This window comes from Sphingomonas gilva (assembly GCF_003515075.1).
In the GTDB taxonomy this organism is placed as follows: Bacteria; Pseudomonadota; Alphaproteobacteria; order Sphingomonadales; family Sphingomonadaceae; genus Sphingomonas; species Sphingomonas gilva.
This window is the reverse complement of sequence record NZ_QWLV01000008.1, coordinates 6,367-19,948: the sequence shown is the minus strand read 5'-3', so window position 1 is coordinate 19,948 and position 13,582 is coordinate 6,367. Positions and strand designations below refer to the sequence as shown.

Sequence of the window (13,582 nt, the reverse complement as noted above, 5' to 3'; positions counted from 1 at the left end):
GGGTCGACGGCGGATGGGTGACATGAGTGGCGAGCCGTCGATGGAACATATCCTGTCCTCCATCAAACGCATCATCGCCGAAGACGGCGAGGCGGCGGTGGCCGAGCGCCGCGAGCGCCGGCCGCGCATGCCGCTGGCGCGTGAGGTCCAGACGGCCGAAGACGATGTGCTGGAGCTGAGCGAGCCCATGGCCGAAACCAACCAGGAGGACGGCGAGACCATGGCCGACATGCCCGAAGCGCTTGGCCCCCAAGTCGAGGTCGATACCGACGCCGCGGCGGAGGAAACGCCCAAGGCGGAGCTGGTCTCCGCCCAGGCCGCCGCCGCCAGCAAGACCTCTCTCGACGCGCTGTCGCGCCTCGTCGTCCGCCCGGAGGTGACCGGCAGCGATACGCTGGAGGGCATGGTTCGCGAGATGCTGAAGCCGATGCTGGCCGAATGGCTCGACGCCAACCTGCCGCAGATCGTCGATCAGCAGGTCGCCCGCGAAATCGCGCGAATCACGGGGCGCTGAACGCCGCAGGCTTGCGCTTCACGTGCGAAAGTCGCACATTGACACTATGGCGAAGCGCACCCAATCCATCCGTCCGAGCGACCTTCCGACGAAGACTGTCCGGGCGGCCGACGGCACGATCGTGCGCATGAAGGTGGTGCAAGCCGACAGCCCGACATTGGGCCTGGATCTTCAGGCGGCCTTCCGGTCGAACGTCCGTCGGATCAGAGCGGCTGATCGCCGGAAGCATGAGCCTGACACCGCGACGGCCTGAACGGCCAATATTATGGATGGTCGCGGGGCCGAACGGGTCTGGCAAAAGCTCGCTTTATAACCACACCGATATCGAAGGCTGGGGCGGCTCGGTCTGGATCATCAATCCGGACCTGCTGACGGCGCATATCCTGGATATGGAGCATGCCGACCTGGAAACCGCCAATCTGCATGCCGTTGAGCGCATCGAGGAATGGCTGAACGCATCGATCGCCGTGTATCAGACCATCGGGGTCGAGACGGTATTATCTTCCGGCAAATACCGCCCTCTGGTCGAGCGTGCCAAAGCGGCCGGCTTTGAAGTACGGATGATATATGTCCTCCTCGAATCGGCTCAGCTGCAGATCGATCGGGTTCGTCAGCGGGTGAGGAATGGCGGCCATGATGTGCCGGTCGACAAGATCGTCGCCCGGCGGCGGCGATCGTTCGAGCAGTTTCCTTGGTTCGCGGAGCATGTCGACCACTGCTATGTGTTCGACAATTCGACTGGGGAGCCATTGCTGGTTGCGGAGAAGGTCGAAGGCGACCTGATGATTCTCCACGACCTGCCGTCCGATCTTCAGCGGACGATTGATGATTCGGGCATTTTCGCGCGTCGGTTGCCGCGCGACGGCTGAAGCCCGATTCTCCGGCACTGGCGCCGCGCGGGCGGCGCGGTTATGCGCGGCCGCATGACCGAACTCGCCAAGACCTTCGACCCGGCCACAATCGAACCGCGCTGGTATGCGCATTGGGAGGAGAAGGGGCTGTTCCGCCCCGATCGCCCGACGGCGGAGCCGTGGACGCTGGTCAACCCGCCGCCCAACGTGACGGGCAGCCTGCATATCGGCCATGCGCTGGACAATACGCTGCAGGACGTGATGACGCGCTACGAGCGGCTGCGCGGGAAGGATGCGCGTTGGGTGGTCGGCACCGATCATGCCGGCATCGCGACGCAGATGGTGGTCGAGCGCAATCTCGCCAGCCAGGGTATCGACCGGCGCGAAATGGGGCGCGAGGCGTTCCTCGATCATGTGTGGGAGTGGAAGGCGCAATCGGGCGGACAGATCACGCGCCAGCTGCGCCGGCTGGGCTGCTCGATGGACTGGAGCGACGAGCGCTTCACCATGGACGAGGGCTTCTCCGCCGCGGTGCTCAAGGTGTTCGCCCAACTCCACCGCGAGGGGCTGCTCTACCGCGACAAGCGCCTGGTCAACTGGGATCCGAAGCTCGGCACCGCGATCAGCGACCTGGAGGTCGAGACGCGCGAGGTGCAAGGCAAGTTCTGGCATCTGACCTATCCGCTGGCGGACGGCAGCGGCAGCGTGTCGGTCGCGACGACGCGGCCCGAGACGATGCTCGCCGACATCGCGGTGGCCGTTCACCCCGACGATCCGCGCTACACCGCGCTGATCGGCAAGGAGGTGCGCCTTCCCATCACGGGACGGCTGGTGCCGATCGTCGCCGATGCGCATGCCGATCCGGAGCTGGGATCGGGCGCGGTCAAGATCACGCCGGGACACGACTTCAACGATTTCGAGGTGGCCAGGCGCGCGGGCGTGCAGGCGGGGCAGATGCTCAACATGCTTGGGCCGACCGCGCGTGTCTGCCAGACCGCGGACGGGCTGATCCCCGAGGAACTGCTCGGGCTCGACCGGTTCGAGGCGCGAACGAAGGTGGTCGAGATGCTCGATGCGTCGGGCCATCTCGAACGCGTCGAGGACCGCGTGATCCAGACACCGTTCGGTGACCGTTCCGGCGTGGTGATCGAACCCTGGCTGACCGATCAATGGTATGTCGATGCGGCGACATTGGCCCAGCCGGCGATCGAGGCGGTGCGATCGGGCGCGATCGAGATCGTGCCCAAGACCTGGGAGAAGACCTTCTTCAACTGGATGGAGAACATCCAGCCCTGGTGCGTCAGCCGCCAGCTGTGGTGGGGTCACCGCATCCCCGCCTGGTACGGTCCCGTGCTGGAGGGCGATACGCTCAAGATCGCGCCCGGCGACCGCAATGCGCAGCGGCTGTTCGTCGCCGAGAGCGAGGAGGCCGCGCTCGCGGAGATGTGCGCCTATTATGGCGAAGGCCGCCATGTCGTCATCGTCGAGGACGACGAAGAGGCGGTGCGGCGTATCCTTGCCGATGCCGGCGGCGAGCGGGTGGAGGTCTATGTCACGCGCGACAGCGACGTGCTCGACACCTGGTTCTCGTCCGCGCTCTGGCCCTTCGCGACGATCGGCTGGCCGGAAAAAGAGCCCTCTCCCCTTCAGGGGAGAGGGTTGGGAGAGGGGGATTTCTCACCGAGTCTATCGTCCGCGGACAGGCCCCTCTCCCCTGAAGGGGCGAGGGAGACCCTAAGCGGCCGTTATCCCAACGATCTGCTGATCTCCGGCTTCGACATCCTGTTCTTCTGGGACGCGAGGATGATGATGCAGGGGATGCATTTCCTCGGCGATGTCCCGTTCAAGCGGCTGTACCTGCACGGGCTGGTGCGCGCGGCGGACGGGCAGAAAATGTCCAAGTCCAAGGGCAACACGGTCGATCCGCTGGGCCTGATCGACCGCTACGGCGCCGATGCGCTCCGCTTCTTCATGGCGGCGATGGAAAGTCAGGGCCGCGACATCAAGATGGATGAAAGGCGGGTCGAGGGGTATCGCAACTTCGCCACCAAGCTGTGGAATGCCGCGCGCTTCTGCCAGTCGAACGGCATCGGCGCGAGCACATCGCTGGAGCCGCCCGCGGCTGCCCAAGCGGTCAACAAGTGGATCATCGGCGAAACGGTGAAGACCGTGCAGGCGGTGGACCTCGCGCTCGCCGACTTGCGTTTCGACGCCGCGGCGAACGCGATCTACCAGTTCGTCTGGAGCCGCTTCTGCGACTGGTATCTGGAGTTGATCAAGGGCGCGATCGACGAGGAGACCAAGACGGTCGCCGGCTGGGTGATCGACCAGATCCTCGTCATGCTGCACCCGTTCATGCCCTTCATCACCGAGGAGCTGTGGCATGCGATGGGCGAGCGGCCCTACGACCTGATCGTCGCTAAATGGCCGATGGCTGATGCGCGCGCGATCGATCCTGTGGCGGCGCGCGAGGTCGATTGGCTAATGTCACTGGTGAGCGAGATTAGAACCGCGCGGACGGAATTGAATATTCCGCCTAGCGCTCGCACGGACCTATGGGTGGACTCTAAGTTCTCAATCGAGGGCATGTGGGGAAAAGAAGTTCCAGCGGAACCGATAATGGCATTGTTCTCCCGTCATCGGTCTGCGTTTGCCAAGGTGGCGCGCTTGAAGCGGCTCGACATTCTAAGTTCGAACTTGGCTCTCGACCTTGAAACGGGTGAGGAAATCAGTCGTAAAGATGCCCCAGTGGATGCCCGCAGCGTAATTCAAATCGTGTCAAATGGTGTAGTTTATATGATCCCACTCGAAGGTGTGATCGATCTGGACGCCGAGCGCACGCGCCTCGAAAAGGGCATTGCCGCCGCCGCCAAGGAACGCGATGCTCTAGCAGGCCGCCTCAACAACCCCTCCTTTGTCGAGCGCGCTAAGCCGGAGGCGGTGGAGAAGGCGCGGGCCGACCATGCCGACAAGGCGGCGGAGGCCGAGCGGCTGACGGCGGCGCTCGAACGGTTGGGCTAGACGCCGGCATCCTCGACCGGCACGGCCACCTCGATCACTCCCGCCGCGACGCGTGCGGTCACCGGGGTGTGCGCCAGCACCTCGCCGTCGATCGAGATGGGCAGGCGGGGGAGAGTGTCGACCTTCAGCGTCTTGCCGGTGAAGTGCATCAGCGTGGCGTGGCGCGCCTCCAGCTTGGTCGCGCTGGCGAACCAGCTCCATAGCAGGTTGCGCTTCACCCCGCCGCGCACCGCCTGGACGATGATCTCGCCCGAATCGAGCTCGGCCTCCTCGACCAATTCGGTGCCGCCATGGAAGCGGCCGTTGGAGATGCGCACCTCCACCACGCGCATCCGCGTCACGTCTGTGCCGTCGTCCACGATGAGGGTGAAGGGGCGGAACTTGACGTACTGCCACACCGCCCAGCTGAGATAGCCGGCGCGGCCGAGATATTTCTTGAGGTTGTGCGGCACGCTTTCGGCGATCTGCGGCGAGATGCCGATCGCGGCGCAATTGGCGTAATAATCCTTGTCGATCATGCCGAGATCGATGCGCTTGAGCTGGCCTGTGCGGATCACGTCGAGCGCGCCCGGCAGATCGAGCGGAATGCCGAGCGTGCGCGCAAAGCTGTTGGCGGTGCCGAGGGGCAGCACGCCGAGCGCGCAGTCCGAATGGACGAGGTGATCGACCAGGCCGGAGATGGTGCCGTCCCCGCCGCCCAGGATCAGGATATCGGGCTTCTTCGCCAGCGCCGCGAGCACGATCTCGTCCAGCTTTTCCGGCCTCTCCACCGCGTGGCACTCGACCGGGAAGGGGAAATCGCGGACGATGTCGCGCGCTTGCTCGAACAATGCCTGTCCCTTGCGGGATTTGGCGTTGATGACCATCGCGGCGGTTTTGATCTGGCGCATATGCGCTGCAACGCAGCAACGATCGGTTCGGGTGCATTCGCAACCGAAGCCCTTTTGCGTTCGGATCGAAACCGGCTAGGCAAGACGGCGATGACCGCCAGCTTTCCCGCGCTCCGCCTGCGCCGCACGCGCGCCTCCGCGTGGAGCCGCCGGCTTCATGCCGAAAACACGCTCACCCCCGCCGATCTGATCTGGCCGCTGTTTATCGCGAGCGGCGACGATGAGGAGCCGATCGCCAGCCTTCCGGGCGTATCGCGCTGGCCGGTGGCGCGGATCGCCGAGCGCGCGCGCGAGGCGGCGTCGCTCGGCATTCCCTGCGTGGCGTTGTTTCCCAATACGCCGCATGACCGCCGCAGCGAGCGCGGCGAGGAAGCGCTCAACCCCGATAACCTGATGTGCCGCGCGATCCGCGAGCTGAAGGACGCGGCGCCCCAAATCGGCGTGCTGACCGATGTCGCGCTCGATCCCTACACCGCGCACGGGCATGACGGCATCGTCGACGATGCGGGCTATGTCCTGAACGACGAGACGGTCGACGTGCTGGTCGAGCAGGCGGTGGTGCAGGCGCTGGCGGGGGCGGACGTGATCGCGCCTTCGGACATGATGGACGGACGCGTCGGCGCGATCCGCGCGGCGCTGGAGGAGAACGGCCTGCCCAACGTCCAGATCATGACCTATGCCGCCAAATACGCCAGCGCCTTCTACGGCCCGTTCCGCGACGCGGTCGGCAGCCGCGGGCTGCTGAAGGGCGACAAGGCGACCTATCAGATGGACCCGGCCAACAGCGAGGAAGCGCTGCGCGAAGTCGCGCTCGACCTTGCCGAAGGCGCGGACAGCGTGATGGTCAAGCCGGGCCTGCCTTATCTCGACATCGTTGCGCGGGTGAAGGCGGAGTTCCGCGTGCCCGTGTTCGCCTATCAGGTGTCCGGCGAATATGCGATGATCGAGGCGGCCGCGGCGGCCGGAGCCGGAGACCGCGACGCGCTGGTGCTGGAGACGCTGATGGCGTTCAAGCGTGCCGGCTGCTCGGGCGTGCTGACCTATCATGCGGCGCATGCCGCGCGGCTGCTGGGGATTTGAGCTTGGACGCTCCGGCGCTGGAGGCGCGAACCGCAGAAGGCGAGAGCGCACCGCGCCGCAGCGGTTGGCTGTTCGTCGCGACGATCCTGGTCGGCTCGTTCCTGCTGTTCCTCGTTCAGCCGATGATCGCGCGCATGGCGCTGCCCCGGCTCGGCGGCGCGCCGGCGGTGTGGAACTCGGCGATGCTGGTCTATCAGGCGCTGCTGCTCGGCGGCTACGCCTATGCCCACGGCATCGGCCGGTTCTCGCCGCGCAACCAGTCGCTGATCCACATCACCCTGCTCGCCGTCGCCGCCTTGTGGCTGCCGATCGGGCTGATCGCGATGAACCCGTCGATCACCGCCGATCCGGTGGTGTGGGTGCCGTGGCTGCTCAGCCTGTCGATCGGGCCGCTATTCTTCGCCGTCGCCGCGCAGGCGCCGCTGATGCAGCGGTGGTACGCGCTCGCCTCGGGCGGCAAGGATCCCTACGCGCTCTACGCCGCGTCGAACCTGGGCAGCTTCGGCGGGCTGATCGCCTATCCCCTGCTGGTCGAGCCGCAGATGGCGCTCCACAACCAGAGCTGGCTGTGGAGCGGCGGCTATCTGCTGCTCGCCCTTTTGGTGATCGCCTGCGCGCTGCGCCTGCCGCGCGGTGTGGTCGGGCGCGAGGTGCAGCCGCCGACCAGCGCGCGCCCGGCCGCGCGGCGCATCGTCTACTGGATCGCCTGCGCGCTGGTCCCCTCGGGCCTGATGCTGGCGACGACGACCTTCATCACCACCGACATCGTCGCGATGCCGCTATTGTGGGTGATCCCGCTCGGCCTCTATCTGCTCAGCTTCTCGGTCGCGTTCAGCCCCAGGCGCGCGCTGGCCGACACCATCACCAGGCTCGCGCCATTATCGATCCTGGCCTTTGGCGGGGTGGTCGTCTCGGGCAACCAGGAGCGGCCGATCCTGTCGGCGGCGATCGCCATCCTCCTCTTGTTCATCATCGCGGTCGCGCTGCACACCGCCATGTACCGCAGCCGGCCGGAGCCCGACCGGCTGACCGGCTTCTATCTCGCCATGTCGGTAGGGGGTGCGCTGGGCGGCGTGTTCGCCGCGGTGATCGCGCCGGTGATCTTCGATTGGACCTATGAGTATCCGATCCTGATCCTCGCCGCGGGCGCGCTCGCGCCGCAGCAATGGCTGATCGAGAAAATCTCGGCGCTCTGGCGCGGCACGCCGCGCGCGCGCGTGATCCGCCTGGCGTTCTTCACGCTGCTGGTGATCGACATCGTCATCATCGGCGTGCTCAATCCGGGCGGCTGGCTGGGCGAGAAGCATGAGGGGATCGCGTTCATCGCGCTCGCCGCGATCGGCTTCCTCGCCATCGGCTACCGCGCCGCCTTCGTCATCGCATTGGCGGGCGCGCTGTTCCTGTTCGGCGGCTGGCGCGCGATCAGCCTGAGCCTCGATCCCCATGCCCGAACGCGCAGCTATTTCGGCGTCTACACGCTGCGCGACCTGCCCTCGGCGGGCATCCGCTCGCTGGCGCACGGCACCACCTATCACGGCCTTCAGCTCTACGGCACGCCCGATCGCGAGCGGCGGCCGACCAGCTATTATGTCGCCGAATCGGGCATCGGCCAGGCGATGCTGGCGCTGCCCCAGCTCTACGGCCCCAACGCCCGCGTCGGCGTGGTCGGGCTGGGAGCGGGCACGCTCGCCTGCTATTCGCAGCCGGGGCAGGACTGGCGCTTCTACGAGATCGATCCGACGGTGGTCGACATCGCCGCCAATCCGCGGCTGTTCACCTTCCTGGCGCGCTGCCTGCCGAACGCCAAGGTGGTGATGGGCGACGCGCGCCTCCGCCTGGCCGAAGGAGAGGTGGGCAGCCTCGACCTGCTCGCGCTCGACGCCTTCTCCTCGGACGCGGTGCCGATGCACCTGCTGACCACCGAGGCGTTCGAGACCTATGGCCGCGTGCTGACGCGCGACGGGCTGCTGCTGGTGCATGTCTCCAACCGCTATCTCGATCTCGATCCGGTGGTCGCGGCGGCGGCGCGCGCGGGCGGGTGGAGCGTCGCGATGCTCGACTACAAGCCGAGCGCTCTGGCCGAGAGCGATTCGCTCGCCGCTTCGTCGTCCTGGATCGCGCTGTCGCGCAACCCGGCCAAGCTGGAGGCGCTGGCGGCGGGCGATTCGAACTGGCGCGCATTGAGGGCGCGGCCCGGCTTCACGCCCTGGACCGACGATTTCTCGACCATCCTGCCGCTGGTGAAGGCGCTCAATCCGAAGGAGTAGGCCTGTTCGGGATCGCAGCGGATCCATACTTCCCCGTCACCCCGGACCTGTTCCGGGGTCCATGTCTCCCCAAGCGCCGCCTCCGTTGCTCTCGCGGCACGATGGACCCCGGAACAGGTCCGGGGTGACGGACGGGGTTGAAGGATGAGGCAAATCACCCGCCCCTAAACATTAGCGCGCAAGACTCTCTTTCACCGCCTCGATCGCCTGCGCCTGCTGTTCGGCGCGGACCTGCAGCTCGGTCGCCACCGCCGCTGTCTCGGGCGCGACGGGGCGGTTGGCGGCATATTCGGCGACGAGCAGCCGGTCGATCTCGGCGAGCCCGCTCACCGTCCGCGCGCGGGCCTGGTCGAGCGCGGTCAGCGCCAGCTGCGCCTCGATCCATGTTTCGCTGCCGGCGGGGCCTGCGCGCGCCGCCTTGGCCCGCGCGACCGGCAGCGCTGCGTCGAACGCGGCGCCCGCATCGGCCGATTCGGCGGCGATCGCCCTGGCGCGCGCGGCGACCGCGGGATCGGCCGTCGCGGTCGAGGGCGGCGGCCCCTGGACCTCGTCGCCGCGGCTTTCGATCGGACGAACGCCAAGCTCCGGGAAATCGCCCGTGGAGGATGAGCAAGCCACGGCGGCAAGCGCCAGCGGCAGGGCGGCAAGGGTGCGCATGGCGGCGGGTCTAGGGTGCGCGGATCAGGCTTGCAATGCTCCGAAGCCCTCTCTATGTCGCCCCCTCCAATGCGCGCCCGTAGCTCAGCTGGATAGAGCATCAGACTACGAATCTGAGGGTCGGACGTTCGAATCGTTCCGGGCGCGCCACTTTCCTCCCGCCGGAGGCCTCCATGACATTCGCGCCCCGCAGCTGGCTGTTCGTTCCCGCGGATAGCGAGAAGAAGATCGCGAAGGGGCTGGCGAGCGCCGCCGACGCGGTGATCCTCGATCTGGAAGACGCCGTCGCGCCCGATCGCAAGGCGGAGGCGCGCGCGATGCTGCCCGATCTCGTGCCTCGATCGCGCGCGGGTGGGCCGTCCTTATGGGTGCGGATCAACCCGCTCGATCATCCCGACATGGCGCAGGATGTCGGCGTCGCCATCGCAATCGGCGCGGACGGCGTGGTGCTGCCCAAGGCGCAGGGCGGAAGCGACATCGCCTCGCTCGCCAAGCTGATCGACCTGCGGGGCGGCGGCATGATGCAGATCCATGCGGTGGCGACCGAGACCGCCGCCAGCCTGTTCCAGCTCGGCAGCTATGGCGGCAGCCCGCGGCTGGCGGCGCTCAGTTGGGGCGCGGAGGACCTCTCCGCCGCGCTCGGCGCCTCGGCGAAGACCGGTGCCGATGGCGGCCTGAGCTTCACCTATCGCATGGCGCGCTCGCTGACCCTGGCGGGGGCGGTCGCCGCCGGGGTGCAGCCGGTCGAGACGCTCTACGCCGATTTCCGCGACGAGGCAGGATTGGTGGCGATGGCGCGCGCCGCGCGGCGCGAGGGCTTTACCGGGATGCTCGCGATCCACCCGGCGCAGGTCGATCCGATCAACGCCGCCTTTACGCCCGATGAGGCCGAAATCGCGCATGCCCGGCGTGTCGTGGCCGCTTTCGCCGCCGATCCGCAGGCGGGAACGGTCGGCCTCGACGGCCGGATGCTCGACCGGCCGCATCTCAAGCAAGCCGAAGCGTTGCTCGCCCGAGCTGAGCGTTAAATCTGGAGCGCAAGACTTTTCTGGAATCCGTTTGTCCTGAGTAGCCGTCGAGTAGCTGCGTAGCAGCGTATCGAGACGGCGTATCGAAGGACCGGCGCCGGGATAGTGCTTCGATACGAACCCTCGATACGCGCTGGCGCGCTACTCGGTCTCTACTCAGCACGAACGGTTCTGTATGGAGTCACGCCTGGGGGTTGACGCGCGGCTGGCCATACCGCACCTTCTAAACATCGGTCGCGACGGACGATCGGGAAGGATGAGGACATGGCGTGGAGCGTTGAGGAAGGCGGCGCCGGATCGGCGTCGCCGGCGGCTGACGGCGTACCGGCGGTCGACGACAAACCGGCCATAGCCGCGCCGCCGCCCATTCGTCTCGGCACGCGGATGAGCTACGGCGCTGGCGCGATCGCCAACGGCGTCAAGAACGCCGCCTTCACCAGCTATCTGATGCTCTATTTCAACCAGGTGATCGGCGTGCCCGCGGCGATCGTCGGCGCCGCGCTCGCCGCGACGCTGATCGTCGATGCCGTGGCCGATCCGTTCCTTGGCCGCTGGTCGGACGTGACGCGGTCGCGCTGGGGTCGGCGGCATCCCTTCATCTACGGCGCGATCCTGCCGACCGCCTTGTTCTTCCTGCTCACCTGGTTCCCGCCCACCGGGTTGAGCGACATGGCGATGGGTTTCTGGATCTTCGCCATGGCGGCGCTCACGCGCATCTCGATCAGCGCATTCGAGATCACGACATCGGCGATGGCGCCCGAAATGGCGGAGGACTACCGCGAGCGGACGCGGCTGTTCTCCTATCGATACTGGTTCGGCTATGCCGGCGCCTTCGGCTTCGCCGCGCTGTCGCTCGCGCTGATCTTCGTCGAGACGCCCGCCTACCCGCAGGGCCAGCTCAACCCGGCGAGCTACGTCAATTTCGCGATCTTCGGTGCGCTGCTGATCTTCGCCGCGATCCTCATCTGCGGGCTCGGCACGCACAACCGCATCCCCTGGCTGCGCCAGCGCGATTTCGGCGAGGATTCGATGCCGGTGGGGCGGCACTTCCGCGAAATGCTCGAATCCTTCCGCAATCGCGCTTTCCTGGCGATCTTCGGCTTCGGCGTGTTCAAATACACCGCGATCGGGCTCTACAGCGCGACGACGCTCTATTTCAGCACCTATCTGTTCAAGCTCGACACCGCCCAGCTCGCGCTGCTGACCTTCGACAGCCTGGTCGCGGCGACGCTCGCCGCGCCGCTCGCGCCGTGGTTCTCGGACCGGATCGGCAAGCGGGCGAGCTCGATGATCTTCGCCGTGCTGGGCGTGGCGATCGGGCTGACGCCCTTGATGCTGAGCTATCTCGACCTGTTCTTCGTGCCCGGCGATCCGATGCTGGTGCCGGTGCTGTTCGTCAACGGCGCGGTGTACGGCGCGATGGTGGCGATCTCGCTGATCAACACTTCGTCGATGCTTGCCGACGTGGTGGAGGACAGCGCGGTCGAGACCGGTCGCCACACCGCCGGCACCTTCTTCGCGGCGTCGAGCTTCATGCAGCAATGCTCCAACGCGCTGGGCATCTCGGCGGCGTCCGCCATCCTCGCCTGGTCGGCCTTCCCCGCGCGCGTCGATCCGGCGTCGGTGACGGAGGCGATGACCGACAGCCTGCTCATCCACTACATCCCCTGCTCGTTCGGCTTATGGGCGATCGGCAGCCTGTTCCTGCTGTTCTATCCGATCACCAAGCAACGCCATGCGCGCAACGTCGAGCTGCTGCGCGCGCGTCAGGCGGAGGCGATGAGCGCCGAGGCGCAGGATGCCGCGGTCGGCGCGCCCGCACGCTGAGGCTTGACGCCAGCCTCCACATACCGCAAATTCTAAAGGATTGGAAATCAGAGTATGGCGCTACGGCCTTTCGCCGTCGCCGCGAGGGAGAAGCACTGGATCATGGCAACATTGGTGGCGACCGACGCGCCCACCGATCCGCTCGAGCGCTTCCGCGCCGAGGCGCGCGAATGGCTTGCGGCGAACTTCCCGCCCTCGCTGAAGGGCAAGGACAATGCGCTCGCCTCGATCGAGGGGCCGAGCGAGCCGACGCCCGATGGCGAGGCGTGGCGCAAGGCGATGGGCGAGAAGGGCTGGGGGGTGCCGACCTGGCCCAGGGAATATGGCGGCGGCGGACTGAGCCGCGCCGAGGCGCGCATCCTCTCCGAGGAGATGGCGCGGATCGGCGCGTGGAACCCGATCGGCGGCATGGGCGTGATGATGTTCGGCCCGACGCTGCTCGAATATGGCAACGAAGCGCAGAAGCGCGAGCATATCCCCGCGATTGCGAAAGCGGACGTCCGCTGGTGCCAGGGCTATTCGGAGCCCAATGCCGGCTCCGACCTCGCCAACCTCCAGATGTTCGCGGAGGACAAGGGCGATCATTATCTGGTCAACGGGCAGAAGACCTGGACCTCGGGCGGGCAATGGGCGGACAAGTGCTTCGCGCTGGTGCGCACCGACAAGAGCCACAAGCATGAGGGCATCAGCTTCCTCTTGATCGACATGGATTCGCCCGGCGTCGAGGTGAAGCCGATCCGGATGATCAGCGGCATGTCGCCCTTCTGCGAAACCTTCTTCACCAATGTGAAGGTGCCCAAGGAGAATCTGGTCGGCGAGGAGGGGCAGGGCTGGACGATCGGCAAGCGGCTGCTCCAGCACGAGCGCACCAACCTTTCGGGCGGCGGGTCTCGGCTGATGCCGAGCGGGCCGACCCTCGCCGACATCGCCAAGAGATATGTGGGCGCGGACGAGGAAGGGCGCATCGCCGATCCCGAGCTTCGCGTGCGCATCGCCAAGTTCGAGATGGACTGGCGCGCCTTCCTGCTGACGGCGATGCGCGTCCAGGCCGAATCGAAGGCGGCGGGCGGCGTCTCGGAGGTGTCGTCGATCCTCAAGACCGTCGGCACCAGGCTGGGCCAGGAACGCGCCGAGCTGCTGATCGAGATCATGGGGATGCAGGGCCTCGGCTGGGAAGGCGAAGGCTTCAGCCCCACCGAGCTCTCGAACGTCCGCGCCTGGCTCTTCGGCAAGGCAACGACGATCTATGGCGGGTCGACCGAGATCCAGAACAACGTGGTGGCGAAGCGCATCCTGGGGATGCTGGACCATCAGTAATTGAAACCTCCCTCTCCCCTTCAGGGGAGAGGGTCGGGGAGAGGGGCAGTTCGAGAGGTGGCGAACAGGGCCCCCACCCAAGCCCACACCCCCGAAGGGGGGGGGGGAAACCAAAAGCCCGACACACAGC

General features: G+C 66.8%; 11 protein-coding genes and 1 tRNA gene. 10 read left to right on the top strand and 2 right to left on the bottom strand.

What is annotated here, in order from left to right:
* Positions 1-13: 13 nt before the first annotated feature.
* Genes D1610_RS14380 through D1610_RS14365 form a run of 4 tightly spaced genes read left to right on the top strand, consistent with a single transcriptional unit; the run spans position 14 to position 4,386 of the window.
* On the top strand, positions 14-514 hold the full coding sequence (locus D1610_RS14380) for a DUF2497 domain-containing protein (RefSeq protein ID WP_118864895.1): 501 nt from the start codon (positions 14-16) through the stop codon (positions 512-514).
* 46 nt (positions 515-560) lie between these two features.
* Positions 561-767 (top strand): hypothetical protein, encoded by a 207-nt coding sequence (locus D1610_RS17285; protein ID WP_118864894.1) that lies wholly within the window; start codon positions 561-563, stop codon positions 765-767.
* Positions 742-1,383 carry an ATPase gene (locus D1610_RS14370; RefSeq protein ID WP_118864893.1) on the top strand — a complete coding sequence of 214 codons (642 nt, stop codon included), beginning with the start codon at positions 742-744 and terminating at the stop codon, positions 1,381-1,383. The genes D1610_RS17285 and D1610_RS14370 overlap by 26 nt, the downstream gene beginning before the upstream one ends.
* A gap of 54 nt (positions 1,384-1,437) precedes the next feature.
* Positions 1,438-4,386, top strand: coding sequence for a valine--tRNA ligase (locus D1610_RS14365; protein ID WP_118865012.1), 2,949 nt, complete (start codon positions 1,438-1,440; stop codon positions 4,384-4,386).
* Here the strand turns inward: D1610_RS14365 and D1610_RS14360 are convergent.
* Positions 4,383-5,276, bottom strand: a complete 894-nt coding sequence (locus tag D1610_RS14360; RefSeq protein ID WP_118864892.1) for a diacylglycerol/lipid kinase family protein — start codon at positions 5,274-5,276, stop codon at positions 4,383-4,385. The genes D1610_RS14365 and D1610_RS14360 overlap by 4 nt on opposite strands.
* 90 nt (positions 5,277-5,366) lie before the next feature.
* Between D1610_RS14360 and hemB the strand changes: the two genes are divergently transcribed.
* A complete protein-coding gene (hemB, locus tag D1610_RS14355; RefSeq protein WP_118864891.1) occupies positions 5,367-6,356 on the top strand; it encodes a porphobilinogen synthase in 990 nt (329 codons plus the stop codon).
* A gap of 2 nt (positions 6,357-6,358) precedes the next feature.
* Positions 6,359-8,623 (top strand): spermidine synthase, encoded by a 2,265-nt coding sequence (locus D1610_RS14350; protein WP_425453241.1) that lies wholly within the window; start codon positions 6,359-6,361, stop codon positions 8,621-8,623.
* A 171-nt stretch (positions 8,624-8,794) separates the two neighbouring features.
* Here D1610_RS14350 and D1610_RS14345 read toward each other — a convergent pair whose 3' ends face one another.
* On the bottom strand, positions 8,795-9,280 hold the full coding sequence (locus D1610_RS14345) for a hypothetical protein (protein ID WP_118864890.1): 486 nt from the start codon (positions 9,278-9,280) through the stop codon (positions 8,795-8,797).
* A 73-nt stretch (positions 9,281-9,353) separates the two neighbouring features.
* Between D1610_RS14345 and D1610_RS14340 the strand changes: the two genes are divergently transcribed.
* From D1610_RS14340 to D1610_RS14325, 4 genes are all read left to right on the top strand, one after another.
* Positions 9,354-9,430, top strand: a tRNA-Arg gene (locus tag D1610_RS14340).
* A 23-nt stretch (positions 9,431-9,453) separates the two neighbouring features.
* Positions 9,454-10,308 carry an HpcH/HpaI aldolase/citrate lyase family protein gene (locus D1610_RS14335; protein ID WP_118864889.1) on the top strand — a complete coding sequence of 285 codons (855 nt, stop codon included), beginning with the start codon at positions 9,454-9,456 and terminating at the stop codon, positions 10,306-10,308.
* Between the two features lie 264 nt (positions 10,309-10,572).
* Positions 10,573-12,135: an MFS transporter gene (locus D1610_RS14330; protein WP_118864888.1), complete on the top strand. Its 1,563-nt coding sequence runs from the start codon at positions 10,573-10,575 to the stop codon at positions 12,133-12,135.
* Positions 12,136-12,237: 102 nt separating this feature from the next.
* Positions 12,238-13,452: an acyl-CoA dehydrogenase family protein gene (locus tag D1610_RS14325; RefSeq protein WP_182466848.1), complete on the top strand. Its 1,215-nt coding sequence runs from the start codon at positions 12,238-12,240 to the stop codon at positions 13,450-13,452.
* The last annotated feature ends 130 nt before the right edge of the window (positions 13,453-13,582 follow it).